This is a genomic window from Desulfonatronum parangueonense (genome assembly GCF_054656975.1).
On sequence record NZ_BAAHXH010000003.1, the window covers coordinates 3,904,803 to 3,924,929 of the forward strand.

Annotated in this window: 16 protein-coding genes; 7 read left to right on the forward strand and 9 right to left on the reverse strand. The window is 56.3% G+C overall.

Annotated elements, in window-relative coordinates:
* Positions 1-157: 157 nt before the first annotated feature.
* The 7 genes from treS (at position 158) to flgM (ending at position 10,781) form a co-directional block, all read left to right on the forward strand.
* On the forward strand, positions 158-3,487 hold the full coding sequence (treS, locus tag ACYQ15_RS17520) for a maltose alpha-D-glucosyltransferase (RefSeq protein ID WP_459938787.1): 3,330 nt from the start codon (positions 158-160) through the stop codon (positions 3,485-3,487).
* Entirely contained in the window at positions 3,484-5,490 is a 2,007-nt protein-coding gene (gene glgB / locus ACYQ15_RS17525) for a 1,4-alpha-glucan branching protein GlgB (protein WP_459938788.1), read from the forward strand. The genes treS and glgB overlap by 4 nt, the downstream gene beginning before the upstream one ends.
* A gap of 125 nt (positions 5,491-5,615) precedes the next feature.
* Positions 5,616-7,133, forward strand: coding sequence for a 4-alpha-glucanotransferase (gene malQ / locus ACYQ15_RS17530; protein WP_459938789.1), 1,518 nt, complete (start codon positions 5,616-5,618; stop codon positions 7,131-7,133).
* A complete protein-coding gene (locus tag ACYQ15_RS17535) occupies positions 7,130-8,602 on the forward strand; it encodes a nuclear transport factor 2 family protein (protein ID WP_459938790.1) in 1,473 nt (490 codons plus the stop codon). The genes malQ and ACYQ15_RS17535 overlap by 4 nt, the downstream gene beginning before the upstream one ends.
* 71 nt (positions 8,603-8,673) lie before the next feature.
* On the forward strand, positions 8,674-9,909 hold the full coding sequence (locus tag ACYQ15_RS17540; protein WP_459938791.1) for a L,D-transpeptidase family protein: 1,236 nt from the start codon (positions 8,674-8,676) through the stop codon (positions 9,907-9,909).
* 131 nt (positions 9,910-10,040) lie between these two features.
* The gene (locus ACYQ15_RS17545; protein ID WP_459938792.1) at positions 10,041-10,457 is read left to right on the forward strand and encodes a DVU0524 family FlgM-associated protein; all 417 of its coding nucleotides are present in this window, start codon (positions 10,041-10,043) and stop codon (positions 10,455-10,457) included.
* Positions 10,458-10,475: 18 nt separating this feature from the next.
* Positions 10,476-10,781: a flagellar biosynthesis anti-sigma factor FlgM gene (gene flgM / locus ACYQ15_RS17550; protein WP_459938793.1), complete on the forward strand. Its 306-nt coding sequence runs from the start codon at positions 10,476-10,478 to the stop codon at positions 10,779-10,781.
* A gap of 38 nt (positions 10,782-10,819) precedes the next feature.
* Here flgM and fliW read toward each other — a convergent pair whose 3' ends face one another.
* The 9 genes from fliW to flgA all read right to left on the reverse strand — a co-directional run bounded on the left by fliW (position 10,820) and on the right by flgA (position 20,076).
* Positions 10,820-11,305, reverse strand: a complete 486-nt coding sequence (gene fliW, locus ACYQ15_RS17555; RefSeq protein WP_459938794.1) for a flagellar assembly protein FliW — start codon at positions 11,303-11,305, stop codon at positions 10,820-10,822.
* On the reverse strand, positions 11,281-11,520 hold the full coding sequence (csrA, locus tag ACYQ15_RS17560; protein ID WP_459938795.1) for a carbon storage regulator CsrA: 240 nt from the start codon (positions 11,518-11,520) through the stop codon (positions 11,281-11,283). Before csrA ends, fliW begins: the two co-directional genes overlap by 25 nt.
* A gap of 23 nt (positions 11,521-11,543) precedes the next feature.
* Positions 11,544-13,067 (reverse strand): flagellar hook-associated protein FlgL, encoded by a 1,524-nt coding sequence (gene flgL, locus ACYQ15_RS17565; RefSeq protein ID WP_459938796.1) that lies wholly within the window; start codon positions 13,065-13,067, stop codon positions 11,544-11,546.
* 58 nt (positions 13,068-13,125) lie between these two features.
* The gene (gene flgK / locus ACYQ15_RS17570) at positions 13,126-15,210 is read right to left on the reverse strand and encodes a flagellar hook-associated protein FlgK (protein WP_459938797.1); all 2,085 of its coding nucleotides are present in this window, start codon (positions 15,208-15,210) and stop codon (positions 13,126-13,128) included.
* Between the two features lie 12 nt (positions 15,211-15,222).
* Positions 15,223-15,702: a flagellar protein FlgN gene (locus ACYQ15_RS17575; protein WP_459938798.1), complete on the reverse strand. Its 480-nt coding sequence runs from the start codon at positions 15,700-15,702 to the stop codon at positions 15,223-15,225.
* Positions 15,703-15,819: 117 nt separating this feature from the next.
* Positions 15,820-16,932 (reverse strand): peptidoglycan DD-metalloendopeptidase family protein, encoded by a 1,113-nt coding sequence (locus ACYQ15_RS17580; RefSeq protein ID WP_459938799.1) that lies wholly within the window; start codon positions 16,930-16,932, stop codon positions 15,820-15,822.
* A complete protein-coding gene (locus ACYQ15_RS17585; RefSeq protein ID WP_459938800.1) occupies positions 16,932-18,056 on the reverse strand; it encodes a flagellar basal body P-ring protein FlgI in 1,125 nt (374 codons plus the stop codon). Before ACYQ15_RS17585 ends, ACYQ15_RS17580 begins: the two co-directional genes overlap by 1 nt.
* A gap of 244 nt (positions 18,057-18,300) precedes the next feature.
* Complete coding sequence (locus ACYQ15_RS17590) at positions 18,301-19,035, reverse strand: flagellar basal body L-ring protein FlgH (RefSeq protein WP_459939613.1); 735 nt, start codon at positions 19,033-19,035, stop codon at positions 18,301-18,303.
* Between the two features lie 60 nt (positions 19,036-19,095).
* Positions 19,096-20,076 (reverse strand): flagellar basal body P-ring formation chaperone FlgA, encoded by a 981-nt coding sequence (flgA, locus tag ACYQ15_RS17595; protein ID WP_459938801.1) that lies wholly within the window; start codon positions 20,074-20,076, stop codon positions 19,096-19,098.
* Between the last annotated feature and the right edge of the window lie 51 nt (positions 20,077-20,127).

A 20,127-nucleotide genomic window follows, 5' to 3' on the forward strand; every position in this document is an offset into this window, starting at 1 on the left:
TGCCTGGAAATAAGCTTTCTTTTTCGATATGCTTTTTATTACATTCAGCCTGCTCAGAAATTGAATCTGACGTAGCCCTGAGTTTTTTGCTGGATTTCTACCTTCTATCAATTCCATACCTGACTCACCCGCGCATCCCAAATAGCAGGAGCTTTGCATGCCCACTAAACAAGCCCGACTGATCGACGATCCCCTTTGGTACAAGGATGCCATTATTTACGAAGTGCACATCAAGGCCTTTTTCGACAGCAACTCCGATGGGATCGGCGATTTGCCGGGATTGACCCAGAAGCTTGACTATCTGGCGGATCTTGGGATCACCGCGATCTGGCTGCTGCCATTTTATCCTTCGCCGCTGCGCGATGACGGGTATGACATCGCGGACTATTTCAGCGTCCACCCCCAGTACGGGACCATCAAGGATTTCAAGATGTTTCTGCGGGAGGCCCACAAACGCGGGCTGCGGGTGATCACCGAGTTGGTCCTCAACCATACCTCCGACCAGCATCCCTGGTTTCAGCGGGCCAGGAATTCCCCGCCCGGATCATCCTGGCGCAATTTTTACGTCTGGAGCGATACCCAGGAAAAGTACCAGGACGCCCGGATTATTTTCAAGGATTTCGAAACATCCAACTGGACATGGGATCCAGTGGCCAAGGCCTACTACTGGCATCGATTCTATTCCCACCAGCCGGACCTGAACTTCGACAACCCTCAGGTAGGCAAGGCCCTGTTTCGGGTGATCGACTACTGGCTGAAAATGGGCGTAGACGGGATGCGTCTGGACGCCGTGCCCTATCTCTACGAACGAGAGGGCACCAATTGCGAGAATCTGCCCGAAACACACAAGTATCTTCAGGATCTGCGGGCGCACATCGATGCCAAGTACCCCAACCGGATGCTGCTGGCCGAAGCCAACCAGTGGCCCGAGGACGCCTGCGCCTATTTCGGAAATGGCGACTCCTGTCAGATGGCCTTTCATTTTCCCTTGATGCCCCGGCTGTTCATGTCCCTGCACATGGAGGAATCCCATCCGATCATCGATATTTTCGAACAGACGCCGGCCATTCCGGACAATTGCCAATGGGCTTTTTTCCTGCGCAACCATGACGAATTGACCCTGGAAATGGTCACGGACGAAGAGCGGGACTACATGTATCGAATGTACGCCCGCGATCCCCGGGCGCGCATCAACCTGGGCATCCGCCGCCGCCTGGCTCCGCTACTGGAAAATGATCGCAAAAAGATCAACCTGCTCAACGCAATCCTTTTTGCCATGCCCGGTTCCGTGGTCCTCTATTACGGCGACGAACTGGGCATGGGCGACAACTACTACCTGGGCGACCGGGACGGGGTGCGCACGCCCATGCAGTGGAGTTCGGATCGCAATGCCGGTTTCTCGCGGGCCAATCCGCAAAAGCTCTATCTGCCGGTGATCATCGATCCGGAGTATCATTTTGAAGCCATCAACGTGGAAACCCAGTCCCAGAATCAGGCATCGCTGCTCTGGTGGAACAAGCGGTTCATTTCCATGTACAAGCGTTTCCAGGCTCTCGGCCGTGGCGACATCACGTTTTTGCGTCCGGACAACGCCAAGGTCCTGGCATTTATACGCCGCTATGAGGACGAGCATCTGCTGATCGTTGCCAATCTTTCCAGACATTGCCAGCCTGTGGAACTGGAATTGCCGGGATATGCGGGCTGGATTCCCGAAGAAGTGTTCAGCCGCAATCGCTTTCCCGCGGTCCAGGAGGGGCTGTATTCCCTGACCCTGGGATCCTATGGCTACTATTTTTTTCAGATGATCCAGGTCGCGGATACGGAGCAGGTTCGAGGCATCCAGGAATTGCCGCTGCTGACCATCCGCGCCGCGGAACATGACATCTGGACCGGCGAAGTGGGCGAACGGCTGGAGAAGCGCATTCTGCCGAGATTTCTGCCCACCCGGCGCTGGTTCCGGAGCAAGGCCAGGAAAATCCAGCAGGTCACCATCAAGGACGTCCTGGAGTTCAACCATTCCGACCAGGCTTCCCTGATCCTGATTCTCAGCGTGGACTATGTGGAGGGCGCCAAGGAAAGGTACGTCCTGCCCGTGACCATGGCCTGGGGGGAAGACGCCAAGGCGGTTGCCGCCGAGGAGCCCAAGCATGTGATCAGCCGCCTGTCCAGAACTTCCCGCGGCGGCGAGGAGCAGGGCATTCTGTTTGAGGCGGTATATGCAACGGATTTTGCAAAACGCCTGATCAAATTCCTGAGCAAGCGCCAGCACATCAAGGGACGCCGTGGTGAGTTGCATGCCTGGCCCGGCCGGGAACTGCGGCAGCGTGAAATCATGAGGCTGGAGCCGCACCTGTTGCGCACGGAACAGAGCAATTCATCCCTGAATTACGGCAACGAGCTGATTCTCAAAATTTATCGTCAACTGGAGCGCGGCCAGCAGCCGGAACTGGAGTTGTGCCGGTTTCTCACCGAACGGACAAAGTTTCGCAACTTCCCCCTGTATGCCGGTTCCCTGACCTACAACCAACGCGGTGTGGAGGATGCGGTCCTGGGGGTTTTGCAGCAATTTGTTCCCAGTCACGGAGACGCCTGGAAATATAGCCAGGACGCGCTGGAGCGGTACGTGGAATCCGTTTTGTCGTTGGGACCGGAAGCCTCCATTCCCCAATGCCCGTGCGGCTACTGGGAAGCAGCCCATGGCTCCACACCGGAGACGGTGACAGATCTGATCGGACCGTACCTGGAAATGATCGCCCTGCTGGGTCGTCGCACGGCGGAACTGCATATCGCCCTCGCCTCAAGACATGACGATCCGGCTTTCGCGCCGGAGCCGTTCTCCTATCTCTACCAGCGGTCCATATTTCAAGGTCTGCAGAACCAGTTGAAGACCGTCATGAGCCTGCTGCGCAAGAATCTGAAACGGGTACCAGAGGATCTGGCCTCTTTGGCCAAGGAGGTCCTGGAGACGGAAAAAGCTATTCATGAGCGATTCCGGACCATCTACAGCCACAAGATCCTGGCGTCCAAGATCCGGATTCATGGCGACTACCACCTGGCCCAGGCCCTTTACACCGGCAAGGATTTCGTGATTATCGACTTCGAAGGTGAACCCGCCCGCGCCTTGAGCGAGCGGCGGCTGAAACGCTCCGCGTTGCGGGATGTGGCCGGGATGCTGCGCTCCTTTGATTATCTCGCGCAAATGGTCCTGCGCAATCAGGTTCTTGCCCGTGAAACCGACAAGACCGTCCTCACTGCATGGATCAACGCCTGGTCCTCGGCTGTTTCGGGGATGTTCCTGAAAGCCTATCTCGAACTGGCCCGGGGTCACATTTTTCTGCCGGACAAGGATGATGAAATCAAAAACCTGCTGGACATCTTCGTTCTGGACAAGGCCGTCTATGAATTGGGCTATGAATTGAATAATCGCCTGGATTGGGTGGATCTCCCGCTCAAGGGGTTGAAAAATATTATGGAGGTGCAACCATGAAGCGCGTCATTCCAGGAGTAAGCCTGTTCTCCGAAACGGACATATATCTGTTCAAGGAAGGCCGTCATTTCCGACTCTACGACAAGCTCGGCGCGCATCCGATGGAAGTGGATGGAGAGCGCGGCACTCTGTTCGCGGTTTGGGCGCCCAACGCCGAGCAGGTCAGCGTGATCGGCGATTTCAACGACTGGGACAACAGCGCCCATGTTCTGCATTCGCGCTGGGACGGCTCGGGGATCTGGGAGGGATTCGTCCCCGGTGCGCATCCATGGCAGCTTTACAAGTACCACATTCGTTCCCGGCACCACATGTACAGTTCGGACCGGGCCGATCCCTTTGCCCGCCATACGGAGATTCCGCCCAATACCTCCTCAGTGGTCTGGGACCTGGAGTACCAATGGCATGACGGCCAATGGATGCATGAGCGGGCTTTGCGCAACTCCCTGCGCGCTCCCCAATCCGTGTACGAGGTCCACCTCGGCTCCTGGCAACGCATTCCCGGCGAATCCAATCGCTATTTGACCTACCGGGAGCTGGCCTCCAGATTGCCTTCCTATGTCCGGGAAATGGGCTTCACCCATGTCGAACTTCTGCCGGTCATGGAGCATCCGTTCTATGGTTCCTGGGGTTACCAGACCCTGGGATACTTCGCGCCCACGTCCCGATTCGGTCCGCCGCAGGATTTCATGTATCTTGTCGACCAGTTGCACCAGCACGGCATCGGGGTGATTCTGGACTGGGTTCCGTCGCATTTCCCCGGAGACGGGCACGGGCTGGCCTATTTCGACGGCACCCATCTCTACGAGCACTCTGATCCGCGCCAAGGGTATCATCCGGATTGGAACAGCTATATCTTCAATTACGGCCGCAACGAAGTCCGGTGTTTCCTGATCAGCTCCGCCTTGTTCTGGCTGGATAAGTATCATGTGGACGGGTTGCGCGTGGACGCCGTGGCATCCATGCTCTACCTGGACTATTCCCGCAAGGAGGGCGAATGGATTCCCAATCGCTACGGCGGGCGGGAGAACATGGAAGCCATTGAATTCATCCGAGCCGTGAACGAAGCCGTGTATGTGAACTTTCCGGACACGCAGACCGCGGCGGAGGAGTCAACCGCCTGGCCCATGGTTTCGCGACCCACGGATGTGGGTGGTCTGGGTTTCGGCATGAAATGGAACATGGGCTGGATGCACGACACCCTGGCCTACATGGCCAATGATCCGATACATCGTCAGTATCACCACAATCAGCTCACGTTCAGCATCTGGTATTCCTTTGCCGAGAACTTCATCCTGCCCATGTCCCATGATGAAGTTGTGTACGGCAAGGGTTCCCTGTTGAATAAAATGCCGGGTGACTACTGGCAGAAATGCGCGAATCTGCGGCTGCTTTTCGGCTACATGTACGGCCATCCGGGCAAGAAACTGCTGTTCATGGGGGCTGAATTCGGACAGTGGTCGGAGTGGGCTCACGAACAAAGTCTGCAGTGGCACCTGCTTCACCAGCCTGAGCACCATGGTGTGCAGCGCTGGGTTCAGGATTTGAATAAGCTTTACCGAGGCGAACCGGCGTTGTATGAGATGGACTTTGAACAGGACGGCTTTGCCTGGGTGGATTGCAATGATGCTGATCAGAGCGTGATCAGCTTTTTGCGTCGCGGTTCCTGCACCCAGGATCTTATCCTTGTGGTGGCCAACTTTACGCCGGTGCCGCGGGAAAATTATCGGGTCGGCGTTCCTCACGGAGGGTTCTGGAAGGAAATATTGAACAGCGATGCCCGGGAGTACGGGGGCAGCGGTCTGGGAAACATGGGCGGAGTCGAGGCCGCGCCTCTTCCCAGTCACAATCATTTTTCCTCCCTGGCCCTGACCCTGCCTCCGTTGGGCGTGATCTTTTTGAAAAACGACAGTACAGGCAGCACCGACCTGGTCTGCCGCAATGAATTGTTTGCCGACATCCCCGAGACGCCCACGGTGGATTTCTTTTTGAAAAAACTGGATTGAGGTGTTTGTTCGCCGCGAATTTGAAGGTCTATACTGACCTTCGGAGTCAACCACCTCTCACTGGTTTATAGCAATCAGAATTATTGCGCCTCGATGATGCCATCGAGCACCAAAACGAGAACTTTATGAAGACGCAAGACCGCTTCAGCGGCATACTCCTGCACGTCACATCTCTTCCTTCCCGCTTCGGCGTCGGAGACTTGGGACCCGAGGCAAAGCGATTCGTGGATTTTCTGGCCGAATCCGGGCAGCGGTATTGGCAGATGCTGCCCTTGAACCCAACCTCTCCGATTCACGGCAATTCGCCCTACAGCAGCGATTCGGCGTTTGCCGGCAATCCTCTGCTGATCAGCCCGGAAGTCATGCTTGAGGCGGGTTTGCTCCAGGAGGAGGATTTTTACGGTCTGCCGCGCATGCCGGTGGAACGGGTCAAGTACAGACAGGCCGCTGAAATTCGGGAAGAACTGCTCCGCAAGGCGTTTGCCCGGCTGGAAAGCCGGCCTCTCATCCGGAGCAGGTTTGAGGAATTCAGGAAGAAACAGGCTGACTGGCTTGAGGATTACGCCCTGTTCCGGGCCCTGAAAAACCACTTTGACCAATTGCCCTGGACGGCGTGGCCCCAGGCCTTGCAGCGCCGTGAGAGTTCCGCCCTGGCCACATATCGCGACGAACTGCGAGCGGATATCGACCTGGCCTGTTTCCGACAGTTCGTCTTCTTCAGCCAGTGGCAATCCCTGCGGGAGTACTGCCGCCGCAAGGGAGTCCAATTGATCGGAGACATCCCCATCTACGTGAACGAGGACAGCGTGGATGTCTGGGCCAATCCCAGGTTGTTCAAGCTGGACGCTTCCCTGCGCCCGCGGGTTCAAGCCGGAGTGCCGCCGGACTACTTCAGCGAGACAGGCCAGCTCTGGGGCAATCCGGTTTACGACTGGGAGCAGATGCAAAAAGATGATTTCAGCTGGTGGGTGTGGCGCATTCGGCACAACATCACGCTCTTCGACATGGTCCGTCTGGATCATTTTCGCGGCTTCGTGGCCTGCTGGGAAGTGCCCGCCGGCCACAAGACCGCCATGCACGGGAAATGGGTTGATCTGCCGGCCAGGGCCTTTTTTCGGGTCCTTTCCGAAGCATTTGATCCCCTGCCCCTGATTGCCGAGGATCTCGGCACCATTGACGATGCGGTGCGCGACATCATGCGCGAGTTTTCGCTTCCTGGAATGAAGATCCTGCTCTTCGCCTTTGGTCCGGACCTGCCCTCAAACCCGTATGTTCCGCATAACCATATCCAGAAATGTTTTGTCTATACCGGTACCCACGACAACAACACCGTCCGCGGCTGGTTTGAGGAAGAGGCCGATGCGGAGACCCTGGCCCGGGTGAACGAATATCTCGACGCACAGTGCACAGCGGAAAACATTGCACCGCGATTCGTGCGCCTGGCGATGCAATCCGTGGCGGAAACGGCCATTTTTCCGCTCCAGGACATCCTTGGATTGAGCGCAGCCTCCAAAATGAACGTCCCCGGCGTATCCAACGGAAACTGGTCCTGGCGAGTGGCGCCGGATTCCTTGAATGCCGGTGTCCGCAAGCACCTACTGCATCTGACGACACTCTACGGAAGAGGTCCGACTCATCAATGAAGCGCATTATTTTCGCCCCGGCCATTTTGATTTTTTTGCTGTGGGCAGCGGTGCCGGCCGTTGGTTCCTTTTCAGACCTTGACATGGCCCAGGTTCGCATGGCGGAGAACAGACCCGCCGAAGCCCTGCTGGCGATTCAGGAGCATCTCCGAAAGTATCCCGGCGAGCCACAGGGATTGTTCCTGAAAGCCCTGATTCTGGAACGATCGGGGCGGTTTACCGAAGCCATGGACGTGTACCGCTCCCTGATCGACATCCATCCGGACCTGCCCGAACCTTACAACAACCTGGCCGCGCTGCTCGCTGCCGCGGGACGTTTTGACGAGGCCAAGCAGACGTTGCAACAGGCTTTGCAGACCCATCCCAGCTATGCCACGGCGCATCAAAACTTGAGCCGGATTTATTCGGCCATGGCCGGCAGTGCCTACCGGCGGGCCTTGGGCAATGATGACGGCAAGATGCTCGTCCTCCTTGATCCATTGGAAGAACTCGGGCTTCCAGTGGATACGGCATTGATGCAGGCCGCTGTCGATAGTGAACCCCAGGAACGGACCGTGTCAGAAGCTCCTGTGTCCTCACCGGCCATGCCGGCTCCAAGCCCGGACTCCACTTCGGCACCGCGAACTGCTCAAGCACCAGAACAGGCCCCAGGACCCTTGCCTGGCGTATCTTCATGGCTGTTGCCACCAGGTTTCGGGACGCAAGGCGTGCCTTCGGCACAAGCGTCAGCCCAGCTCTGTATTCAGCAGGAGGACGGAAGGGGTAATATCGGACTCGATGATCCGTGCCCTCAGGATGTCGTGGCGGGAATTCTTGCGGAACTGACCAGCGCCGAACCGCCGTCCGTACCTGAACCATCAGCCACGGCACCTGAAGCATCTCAAGGGCCTGAAGCGTCCGAAACGACTGAAGCGCTCGAAGTACCTGGAGCACCCGAAGCATCTGGAGCAATTGAAGCTGAAGCGGCTTCACCCATGCCTGCCGCGGAAACTTCCGATGCTCCCATGCCGGCCCCTGTTCCGGAGCCATTGCCGACTCCGGAAGTTCCCGCGGCCGGTGAGCCGGAAAACGCCTCTCTTTCCGTTCAGGCCGAAACGGCGACAGCCGACGTCCCCGATGTGGATGTTCGAAAGATCGTGACCCAGGTGGTTCAAGACTGGGCCAAGGCCTGGGCCGATCAAAACGTTCAGGCCTACCTTTCCTTTTACAGCGATGAGTTCAAGCCCGAAAGAGGTCTCAGTCTGTCCCAGTGGCGAGAACAACGCCGCACCAGGGTTGCGGCGCCTCAATTCATCCAGGTGTCGCTCTCGAACATTGTCGTCACCGTTCTGGACGAGAATTCCGTTCAGGTTCGCTTTGCGCAACGCTACCGTTCCAACGTGATCAACGACCAGGTTCCCAAAGAGTTGCAATTGCGCAAGGAAAACGGCCAGTGGCGTATTGTCAGGGAACGGTTGTTGCCTCGGTAGTCACCTTATGTAATCCCAGCATGCTTTAGTCACAGCACGTTCTCAATGATCAATCATCCTCCTTCCAGCCCATGATCCAGAAAAAACACCCATTGTGGAAACTCGTTTCGGCTTTGGCGATTCTTGTCGTGGTGGTTTTCATCCCATTATCCATCAAGGCCAACCTGGGAGATATTTCGGCCGGTGGATATGATCTGAGCATTACCAGGGCGCCGGAATCCAGTCTGTTGATTGCCTTGGAAAACGTTCAAAAGGAACGTCTGGATCAGGCCCAGGTCCTTCTGGAGAGTCTGGTTCAGGAGAATCCGGATTTTCGCCTGGCTCATCTTGTCTATGCGGATGTGCTTGCGGCAAGAGCTGGAACCATTCAGGGACTTGGAGCGGGTCTGATTTCGGAAACCGAATTGGCCGGTCTGGAAGATGAAGCCCGCCGCAGGTGGCTTTCTCACCAGCGGCAACCCAACAGGAATTTGCTGCCCAGCAGTTTGATCGCTCTTGGGGAGAACGAACCCTATGCCCTGGTTGTGGATCTGGAGTTGTCCAGAATGTATGTGGTTTCCAACAGGGGGGGAGCCGGGCCGCGCATTGTGGACGACTATTACATCTCCGGCGGCAAGAACGGCCCTGAAAAACACCGGGAAGGAGACCAGCGCACCCCTTTGGGAATATATTTTACCCAGCAATTTATTCCCGGCCAGCGGCTGCCCAGGTATTACGGATGGGGCGCCTTCACTCTGGATTACCCCAACCCTCTGGACCGGCGACTGGGCAAGACAGGGCACGGCATCTGGCTGCATGGAAACCCTACAGGCATGTTCAGCCGCCCCCCGTTGGCCAGCGACGGCTGCGTGACCATGCACAACGAGGATCTGGAGGCTCTGGCTCCCTTGCTCAAGCACGGCAATGTGCCCGTGGTGCTTGCCCGAAGCGTCAGTTGGACCGATCCTCGAAAGCTGCTTGAAGTGCGAAAGGAGATGCTGGATCTGCTGGAGACGTGGCGGAAGGATTGGGAAAGTCTGAACTCGGAAGCGTATCTGGCGCACTATTCACCGCAATTTCGCAGCGGGAACCAGGACTACTCGGCCTGGAAGCGCCACAAAACTCGGGTTAACGCGGGAAAAAGCGAAATCCGGGTGGACATGGAAAATATCAACGTATTCGGGGACCCGGAGCATCCGGAAATCATGGTCGTAACCTTCAATCAGGACTACTGGAGCGACAACTTCCAGTCATCGTCGCGCAAACATCAGTTCTGGCAGCAGGAAAGCGACGGGCGATGGAGAATAATTTACGAAGGCACTTATTAACCCGATTTGATTCCGGATGATTCCGAAATCCGGTTCAAGCCGCGCGAAATATTTTTTCCATCATTCTAGATGGTTGAGCCCCTAAAGTTTTTCAGATCCCTGCCGATAAAGGTCATGAGGAGTAATCCGCTGTGACCATCAAGCCATTTCAAGTCCAGAACATGCTTCGCCTTTACGGCCAACATCTCGACCAGGGCCGGAGAATGGCGCGCTATCGCATGCTGCTGCAGCGGGCTTCGCCTGGAGACGTCGTCACCCTGTCCCAGGACGCCCGCCGTAAGCAGTTGGTGGAGAAAATCTCCGCTGAGATCATGGACAGCTTGATGGTTTCAGGAAGCAACAACCCTGTGGTCCTGGAAATCAAAGAGGAATTGGAACGGGAATTCGGTTTCGGCATGGAGTTTCGATATCTTCCGCTGGAGCCGGAACTGCAAATTTTGCGCAAGAATGGCGAAGAACTGATCGAGGTTCTCGGTGAGGAAAAACAAACCATTCTTCAGCATTTCTGGCGCATTACCCTGGCCAAAGTGAATGAAACCATGCTTTAGGCCTTTTCTGGAGGAATCATGGAAATCAAGAAATTAATTGATGCATTTCGACCCGTGGAAAGCCGGGAATCCGGACCCAAGGCTGAAAAGAAAGGGCCGGCCACCGGGACGACCTCGCACCAAGGTGATCGAATCAGCCTTTCTGCGGGAGCCCAGACCTACCGTAGCGTCCAGGCTGTTGCCGAGGCAGATTCCGGAGTCCGTGCCGATCGTGTCGAACAGATCAAGGCGCAGGTGGAATCCAACACCTATCAGATGAACAGCCGCAAGACCGCCGAGAAAATGCTGGAGCAGGAGTATGGGGCTTGGGGAAGACAGGTTTGATCCTGCCGTTCTCGCCTACTCCCTCGGATCCGGACAGCTTAACCAATTTCTCGAGGGATTTGTTCATCTCTTGATTTTGCCGTCCCCGCGGCCAAATGGACTCTGGGCGGATGGCGCATCTGATTCTGGGGAACCTGCATTCCTCTGCGCAGCCGCGTGTTGATCACCAGAGGGCCGACCAGATTCAGGACGGCGTCTTCCGGCTTCCCGGCGGGAATGGTGACAGTCACCAGAACCACGGCTTCACGGATGTTCTTCAGGCGCAGCAACTCCTGTTCCGGCGTGCCGACCTTGATTCGATAATCTGGCACGTACACGTAGGGGTCCGCGACCATCAACCCGAGTGCCGGATCGGTGCAGCTTTGCAGCAGAAAAAAGGCCGAATCCTCGCGCACGCGCACCAGGGCGAATTCCCGCTGCATCTCGAATCCCACCAGCCCTTTCGGGAAATAGATCAGTCGGTCCTGCTCCACTTGCAGCGGACCGACCCGGGAATGAATTATTCTTCCTTTTTTCTGGACCATATCTTCGTCGCCATCAAGAAATCCTGTTCACTGGCCTGTACGGCCATCAAGTTCTCTTCCCTGATCCGCAAATAGACCTCCTCCCGGTACACCGTGAGATCGTCAGGAATGTCAAACCCAAGCTTGACCTGATTGCCCTGGACTTTGAGCACGGTGACCTTGATATTGTCTCCCAGATAGAGGCTTTCGCCCGCTTTGCGTGTCAGGATGAGCATGCTACGTCTAACTGTGAATGATGTTACATGAAGTTGACGAGGCTCATTCTCATGATCGTCGTCGAGGACTTGAGGACAGCCTCATAAGTGATCTGCTGCATGGCCATCTTGGTCATCAGTTCGGCCACGTCCACATCCTCGATTTTGCTTTTTCGGTCAGTGGCGTTGAGTTGCAGTCCGCTCAAGATGTTGTCGGTCAAATCCAGCCGATTTCGCCGCGCCCCGACGCCGGCGAGATAGGTGGTTATATGCTTGTGAGCGTCATTCAACTCTTCCAGGGCTTCGGAAGTGCCCTGTTGGGTATTTGTTTCAAGGTAGCCGATGAGTCTGCCAACGGTTTCGAAAAGATTGGAGCCGGGTTTGCCTAAATCGACAGGACGCAGAACCCCGTTCGCATCAGGATACAATCCGCCGAAAACATCCTTGCCGATATTATTGATCTGAATGGATTCGTTTTGGGATATCTCAACATTCATTAAAGCGCGATTGGGGCGGATGACGAACTGGTCGCCCGTGGAAGGAGGCCCGGCTTCAAGGTTGAGAAAACCACCGGGTACAGGCAGCGATGTCGGCGATGGCGGCAAGCCTTCCGGAGTTGTGTTGCCTTGGTTCCATTTTCGTCCGCCATCCGTGCTGTAGGAAAACGTTATCTCACCACCATCGACGTCATCAATGCGTACTTTGACATTGTTGCGAAAGACTCCGGCGGCCAAGGTGTCATCTGGATCGTACGAGCCGAAGCTTTCAACATGGATTTGGTCTTCGTCGTCACCTTTGTACACAGCTGTGGGGCGAACCCAAAGCCATGTTCCATTCGTGTCGTTGGTGTCGTTCTGATTGGTTGCGGTCACATTCAAGCCTGCGGCGATACTTACTTCCACTCCACCAAGGTTCATCACAACTGGAGAATTCGCCTGATCGGATTCCGGCAATAGTCCCTCAGACCAGGACTTCCCGCCGTTGGTGGAGTAGCGAAAAGCGAGATCATCTTCGCCTGTCTCACCGGAATCAAGAAACTGGACGAGAATTGTTGAGTTGGTTCCACCAGATATCCCCAAAATAGCATCACTTGTTATGCTTCCATCATTGCTCTGGGCGAATAAAGCTTCACGAAATGCGGGAGCATCCACTTTATGCCCGGCATATATATATTTGCCTTCATAAGTGGCATTGGAAAGAGTGATCAACTGTTGGTAGAGTTGTCGTGCCTCAAAGGAAATCTGTTGCCTGTTTTCGGCGGTATATGTGCCGGTCGCTGCCTGCTCGCTCAGCTCTTTGAGGCGGGAAATGATCACGCTGACCTGCATCAGGTTTTCATCCGCAAGCCCGTTCCAGCCTTGGGCCGTGTCGATGTTTTTGCGGTACTGCTCCATGGATCTGAGTGAATCACGATAGGACAGAACGCGAGACATGCCGATGGGGTCGTCCGATGGACGATTGATTTTCTTCTGGCTGGAGGCTTGCAGATTCAATTCAACCAGACCGGTGATCGACTTGTTGAAATAGCCGAGCACGTTGGAATATATATTGCGATGACTAACCCGCATGGGTGCCGCTCCTTTTCGGAAGATGGCTCTTGTGAATTGCAGGCACTACTTGATCATCCTACTTCATGGACAGAATGGTCTGAAACATCTGGTCCGCAGCGGAAATGAGCTTGGCCGCCGCGCTGTAGGAATGCTGAAATCTGATCAGGCTGCTCATTTCTTCGTCCAGGTTTACGCCGGAAACGGCTTCCTGCCGGTTGTACAGATCGTCCGCCAACGCCTTGTGGTAGTTGAAGTTAAATTTGGCGTTGGCCGAAGCCGCACCGGCATCACCGACCAGGGATCCGTAGAAATTTTGCAGTGTCTGGGAGGTTCTGCCCTGAAAGCTCGTCTTGAAGTCGATTTTCTCGTACTGCAAAGCCGCTATGGCCTTGGCCGTTTCATTGTCCCCGGTGTTGATTTCCCCGGCGCCGTTAACGTGGCCGGCATTGATGAATGCAAGATTATTGAAGACTTCCTGGTTCAGACTGAAGCCGCGAGCATCGGTGCCGCTGAAGAACGTGTTTATGCCAAGGGCAGCCAGGAGACCGGTGGAGTCGGAGCCGAAAGCAAAGGATGTATTTGGGTCGCTAGATGAGATTTGCAGACGGTTGTCCACGACAGATGCAGTAATGCCGGTTCCGGTCAAACTTGTGTTTATGGCAGCTACAACATCATCCAAGCTGTGTTCAGCAGCATTGAAATTTGCTTGACTTGGATCAGCGGATGTAAAATCAATGACATAAGGCGTGCCCGCGTTTCCGGAGTTGAATGTCCAGATAGTCAAGCTTCCGTCTTGCAGTTTGTCTCCAAAAAGTAAGCCGGAAGCCAAACTGCTCAGGGGCAAGTTTTGGTCAGCAACCCCATACGTTCCAAGCACCTGTCCGAAATTTTGCTGCCCAGCACCCTGGCTGTGGATTCGATTCACTTCCCAGGCCATGGTCGAAGAGAGAGCATCCAGCTTTTCCCGAAAGTTGCCGATGTAATCGTCGCGGAAGTTGAAGTAGCCGGTCAAGCTGCCGCCGGTGATGCGTTGCCTGTTGTCTTCCCCGTTAAAGTGGATCTGGGGGGTGATGTTCATTTCCGATGAGGTGTTCCGGTGCCAGTACAGGCCACTTTTGGGCACGATGGTAAATTTGTCGCCTGGAGCCAGATTGCCTCCAGCGGTAAAGGAAATATCCAAGCCTTCGATGGTAATGGGCACTTCTGATGTCCTAAAAATTGCATGTTGGCCGGCATCATCCTTGAGCCACGTCTTGCCGCCATCCAGAGAAACCCGGAATTCCGCCGTCCCGACCGCCCCACCTGCATTTACTATCTCCACCAAGTATTCGCGTTCCAAGCTTCCGGCAAATTCGATTTGTCCGGTATAGCTGGAAGCCGGGGTCAGTGATGCATAACTCGTCGCTCCCTCGAACTTCAGCTCAAAAAAATTATTTCCGTCCACCAGGGTATGGCCCGCCTTGGTCATGATGAAGAACTGTCCATTTCCTTTGTCCTGGGTCTGGATGTCCAGGAGGCCGGCGAGTTCGCGGGCCATGGAATCGCGTTTGTCCAGAAGGGCGTTGGCATTGTTTTGGCCTGGTATGTCGTGGACTGCGATTTTACTGTTGATCTCGGCGATGTCTCGGAGCAGTTCATTGGCTCGATTTACGTCCTGGCGGATGAAGTCATCCATTTGACTCTGGAAATGACTCAGGTCGCGATCCACCTGGTTGATGATCTGGGTCATGTTCTGGGCCGTGCTCATAAGCTGACTGCGCGAAGCCATATCGTCCGGGCGCAGGGAGAGGTTTTGCCAGTCCGCCCAGAATTTGGCCATGACATCGTTCAAACCGTCTCCGATGGACTCGTTGAACAGCATCTCCACATTGCGCAGGTTCGTGTTCAGCGAGTCCCACCGATGCATGGTGGAAGATTTTTCCAGGTACTGGCGTTCAATAAAGTAGTCGTAGTGCCTGATGACCTCTGCTGCCGTGACCCCGGTTCCGATCTGGCCCGGCCGAAAGTCGATGCTTGGATTTTCCTGCAGGCGGACAGTGCGGCGGCTGTAACCGGGAGTATTCACGTTCGCGATGTTCTCGCCGGTGACGTGAATGGCGGATTGGAACGCCAAAAGCGCTCCGCGCCCAGTATTCAGAAGGGAATTGACGCCGACGGTCATCGCGACTCTCCTCTACAATCTACCGTGAAGCAACGTGCCGGTGCCTTCGGAATGATGCCATTTCCCGCGCCTGGAATACGTGTGCGCATCCTTGGGGATGATTTGGCTGGCCAGGTAGTCCAGGAGGGCCTGATTCTGGTCCATCAACCCCTGGGCTGTGACGGCATTTTGCGCGGCCTTGCGACCGCAAATCTGTTCCTGATGGTCGATTTCCCGTAACAGGGCCTGCACTTCGTTGCGGCAGGACTCGTCCACCAGCAGAGGGAGATCACGAATCGCCGGCAATGACGGATCAAGGTCCATGACGTGCCGCTTGAGTTCTTGGCGTTCCACGGCAATCTGGCGCAACAGCTCCTGGATCGAAAATTCCACCGTGGCCACGGATTGTGGATCCCCCTTGCCCAGATGTTGAAATTCTTCATCAAGCAAGTGGGACAGCAAGAAAACAGCTTGTTTCTGACGATGCAGGTTCTGCAGTACATATCTGGACATGGTCGACCTCTGGGGATGGAGAAAGAAGGAATCCGTGCGGACGTTGCATTGACTTGGAATCAATGAAACCGGATATTTTTTTCCGCATGCTCCGCGATATGTGGATTTATTCAAAAATCAGGCCGAATCTGTTTTGCCGATGGGCAGGCCGGCCAGCAGTCTGTCGCGGATCTGTTTGGGATCCCAGGCCATGTTCCCTTGGCGGATCTCGAAGTGGAGATGCGGTCCCGTGGAGCGGCCGCTGGAGCCTACGGTCGCGATATTTTGCCCGGCCTCGACCATGTCCCCGACCTTGACCTTGTTTTGTTCATTATGGGCGTAGTACGAACGCCAACCGCCGGCATGTTCCAGGACCACCATATTGCCGTAGCCTCCGCGCTGACCCACGAAGACCACCCGCCCATCCCAGGCGGCATTAATAGGCGTGCCTTTGGGGGCGACCAGATCGGTACCGGCATGCCAGGACTGTTCGCCGGTAAAAGGATCATTGCGCCAGCCGAAGCCCGAACTGACGCGGCCCTGGAGGGGCCATTGCATGGGCGGCAGAGGCGCCGTGGAGCTGATGTTCTGCGTCGGTGCAAGGCCGTGAACAAAACCGGGGTGTTCCGGTACCACGCCGCCACGTTCTTCTATGGATTGCGCCAATGAGCGTACTCGGCTCATGACCTTGCTGTCCGAGACATAAGTGTGCGAGTTTATTGCTCGTGCCTCAGGCGCGGCGTAAGGTCCCTGCGCCGAAACGTGGCTTTGCGCTTCAGGTTGGAGGGAAGCCTTTCGGAGTTCGTCGTGATCCGCTTGTTTCGCTGCGTCTGACGGCTCGGTTTCCATCGGGGGGAGAATGGTCATGCCCATGGGTTTTCCGAGAGGTTCGCTGTCGCGGGTGGCCTGGACCTGGGTCTGGCGAAGTTGTTCGAAGATCATGTCTCCCAGGCCGATGCCTCCGCTACGGGCCATGACCGTGGCCATTTCCATATCGAAGTGCGATTGCCAGAATTCTTCGCCCTTGCCGTGCAGCAACCCTTCCTTGGGCACGGTGGCCCGCATCTGCTTGAGCAGTTGATGCAGGAGCAGGGCCTCAAAATCCTGGCTGGCTTTCCGCAGCTTGCTTTCGCCCTTGGCGTCAGCAGATTCAGCCAGGCGCTGCTGCAGACGGATCGAATCCAGACGCTGACGGACATCATCCTGCCCACTGCCGAGAAGCAGGGTGTTGGCATCCGGCAGACCAAGCATCAGATCACCTCCACATCCGCATGCAGCGCACCGGCGGCCTTGAGCGTGCGTAAAATGGAGATGACGTCGCGCGGAGTGGCGCCGATGGCGTTCAAGCCGTTCACCAGATCCTGCAGGGTTGCGCCTTCCAGCAGGGTCAAGCGCCGGTCCTCTTCGCGAACACCGAGCTCAGTGCGGGGTACGACCGCGGTCTGGCCCATGGAGAAGGGTTGAGGCTGGACCACTTCGGGACGTTCCGCCACGACGATGTGCAGATTGCCGTGGGCCACGGCCACCCTGGACAACCGGACGCTTTGACCGACAACCACAGTGCCGGTTTTTTCGTCCACAACCACCCGGGCGCGATTGTCCGGGGTGATGGGCAAATTCTCCAGTGAGGCGATGAACGGAACCAGGTTCCCCTGATAGATGTCCGGCACGTCCACAACGATGGTGGAAATATCCGAGGCCTTGGCAAGATTAGAACCAAAGTTGGCATTGATCCTGTCCACCACCTGAACCGCCGTGGAGAAATCGCTGGTTTGCAGGTGCAGGGTGACGTTGTCCTGCTGGTTGAACTGGAAGGGGACCGAACGTTCCACCGTGGCTCCATTGGGAATGATGCCCACCGTGGTGATGTTCTTCTGGGCCTGGGCCGCATCGCCGCCGGCGCTGAAACCGCCCAGCAGCAGAGGGCCCTGAGCCAGCGCGTATGTCTGCCCGTCCACGCCGCGCAAGGGAGTCATCAGCAGGACACCGCCCAGGAGGCTGGAGGCATCGCCCACCGAGGAGACGGACACGTCCAGGCTTGATCCCGCCCTGGAGGAAACCGGCATCTGGGTGGTCACCATGACGGCGGCCACATTGCGCACACGCAGTTTGGACTGGTCCACGCGAACACCCATCCGTTCCATCATGTTGGCCATGGATTGAATGGTGAACTCGGCCCCGCGCCGGTCGCCGGTGCCGGAAAGCCCGACCACCAGGCCGTACCCGACCAACTGGTTGGATCGTGTTCCGGAGAATGTGGCGATGTCCTTGATTCGCACGTTGGCCTGGGCGGAGTCGACGACCGCCGCGGCCAGCACCACGCTCAGAACCATGGCCAGAATTATTGTGCGCGTGTAGGAATGTCTGTTTTGCATGGAGGGGCTCCTGATTGGACCGTGAACTGAGAATGATTCAAACGAAGGCGGTGTTGATATTCTGATAACCATTCATAAGGTCAGAGAAAAGAACTGGATACGGCTTGCGTTGATATGACTGCCGTGGAAAGGTTTGCTCCAGTATGTCATTCCGGCAAAAGCCGGAATCCAGTGCGGCTTGTGTTCATTCTGACGATGTGCTGAGGATTTGCGAATCCGTCCAACTCCGGAATTCAGAAATGCCTTAGAACGGCCAAACATTGTCCAGGATTCGGCTCAGCCATCCCGGTCGCTGCTTGTCCGCCAGGATTCCCGCGCCGTAGAACTCAATGGTGGCATCGGCCATCTGGGTCGAGAGGATCGTGTTGTCCGGATTGATGTCCGTGGAGCGGATCAGGCCGTGGACCACGACGATCTGGGTCTCGTTGTTCACCCGGGTTTCCCGGGCGCCCTCCACCTGAAGAAGGCCGTTGGGCAGAACCTGAACCACCCGGGCTCCAACAGTGGCACTGATCTTGGATTCGCGCCGGGTTTCCCCGTCGCCTTTGAAGGAACTGGAGGTATTGGCGCTGATGAGCGGAGTCTCGCCGAACTGGCCGCGGTTGATGCCCAGAACCGGCAGGCCCATATTGACCAGCCGCTGATCCAGGAGGTGCTCGATGCTCAAGCCCGTGCTGGAATCCCGCGAGGTATCCGTGGTGGCTTTATTCTGGGCCTTGGTTTCCTCGACAACCTTGATCTGCACGATGTCGCCGACTCTTCGGGCCCGATTGTCGGCAAAGAGCAGTTCAGCGCTGGCCGGATTGAAGAGCGAACCGGGATTGTGTTCCGCGGGCTGGGGAATGTCCACGGTCTGCGTCATGATTGGGGCGGGCATGCTTTGGGTTCTGGCCGGAGCGCATCCGACGCCGATCATCATGAGCAGCGCCGACAGAAACAGCAGTGCTATGGTATTGCCCTTGAAATTTGCAATGTTCATCTTCGTCATTTGCTTGCTCCTTTGCATTGCTGATACTGATGCAACCCGATTCTTTCAGAATCATCGCACGATCACGGTTTCATAATCCCGAATCCGGGCCAGAACTTCATTGTTGTTTTGCAAGTTTCGCACCGCGATTGTTTCACCGATGGCTCCGTCTTGCAGTGCCTGAACCTGGATCTGGAGCCGGACCAGTTCGCCTTCATAAATAAGATTGATGTGGTCGCCCCGACGGATTGCCGGCAATGGTTCCAGGGCGGAAAGATAGATTACCTGATCCATGCCCACCGGGGTGCGGATCTGCCAGGGGCCGCCGGTTCCGTCCCAGACCTGGTCCCGCAGGTAGGCCAGGTTTTTGCGCTGAAAGGTGATCTCGTCCAGATCCAGCGGAGTGCCCCTGTTCATGGGTCGGGCCGCGCAAGGCACGGTCTGCCAGACGTCCAGAAATACTGTTCCGGTAACTCTGCGGGTAATACGGCCGTCCACTGAGCGGATCAGAAAGCGAAGGCTGTTCCGGCCGGGTCGCAAGTCCGTGGAGGGCTCGATTTCCAGGACATCCTGGACATGGGGCAGAAAAATGTGGTCTGGAAGGCGAAAATCGCGGAAAGATACTTCTTCGCCAAGATTACTGGTCTTCGGGGTCAAAAAAGTGACGACGCGGGAGCGAATTTCCTCTTCCAGGATGACCTGTCCCCCACCCTGCACCACGAGTTGGGAAGGAAGCCGAACCGAAGCCGCCGCGTGACCGATATGTTGCCGGAGCAGACCTGCCAGTCGCTGCTGGGAAAGGGTCATGGTTTTGCCGGGTTCCGGCGCCGGCCACATCGGCTGTTCGGAAAGTTTTGCCCACTGGGAGCGCCCATGATCCGTCAAGGGAGCGGCAATATCGCCGAAACGCACCACGTCGGCATCCACGGCAGCCACAGGGTGCACCAGGTAGTGCCAGTAGCCGCGCTGGGCGTGGACCGTATTCACCGTGAAAAAGAGGATGAGTGCGGTCCAGGCAGCGATGCAATGCAAATGGCAAGAGCAGGATCGCATTGATCGGATTGCAATGAGCATCATTGTCCTATGCATAGGAAAGCCTGGGAG

Coding starts and splice junctions, on each gene's coding strand:
- treS (WP_459938787.1), top strand. CDS start 158: ATGCCCACTAAACAAGCCCGACTGATCGACGATCCCCTTTGGTACAAG.
- glgB (WP_459938788.1), top strand. CDS start 3,484: ATGAAGCGCGTCATTCCAGGAGTAAGCCTGTTCTCCGAAACGGACATA.
- malQ (WP_459938789.1), top strand. CDS start 5,616: ATGAAGACGCAAGACCGCTTCAGCGGCATACTCCTGCACGTCACATCT.
- ACYQ15_RS17535 (WP_459938790.1), top strand. CDS start 7,130: ATGAAGCGCATTATTTTCGCCCCGGCCATTTTGATTTTTTTGCTGTGG.
- ACYQ15_RS17540 (WP_459938791.1), top strand. CDS start 8,674: ATGATCCAGAAAAAACACCCATTGTGGAAACTCGTTTCGGCTTTGGCG.
- flgM (WP_459938793.1), top strand. CDS start 10,476: ATGGAAATCAAGAAATTAATTGATGCATTTCGACCCGTGGAAAGCCGG.
- fliW (WP_459938794.1), bottom strand. CDS start 11,305: ATGGTCCAGAAAAAAGGAAGAATAATTCATTCCCGGGTCGGTCCGCTG.
- csrA (WP_459938795.1), bottom strand. CDS start 11,520: ATGCTCATCCTGACACGCAAAGCGGGCGAAAGCCTCTATCTGGGAGAC.
- flgL (WP_459938796.1), bottom strand. CDS start 13,067: ATGCGGGTTAGTCATCGCAATATATATTCCAACGTGCTCGGCTATTTC.
- flgK (WP_459938797.1), bottom strand. CDS start 15,210: ATGACCGTCGGCGTCAATTCCCTTCTGAATACTGGGCGCGGAGCGCTT.
- ACYQ15_RS17575 (WP_459938798.1), bottom strand. CDS start 15,702: ATGTCCAGATATGTACTGCAGAACCTGCATCGTCAGAAACAAGCTGTT.
- ACYQ15_RS17580 (WP_459938799.1), bottom strand. CDS start 16,932: ATGCTTGGTCTGCCGGATGCCAACACCCTGCTTCTCGGCAGTGGGCAG.
- ACYQ15_RS17585 (WP_459938800.1), bottom strand. CDS start 18,056: ATGCAAAACAGACATTCCTACACGCGCACAATAATTCTGGCCATGGTT.
- ACYQ15_RS17590 (WP_459939613.1), bottom strand. CDS start 19,035: ATGAACATTGCAAATTTCAAGGGCAATACCATAGCACTGCTGTTTCTG.
- flgA (WP_459938801.1), bottom strand. CDS start 20,076: ATGCGATCCTGCTCTTGCCATTTGCATTGCATCGCTGCCTGGACCGCA.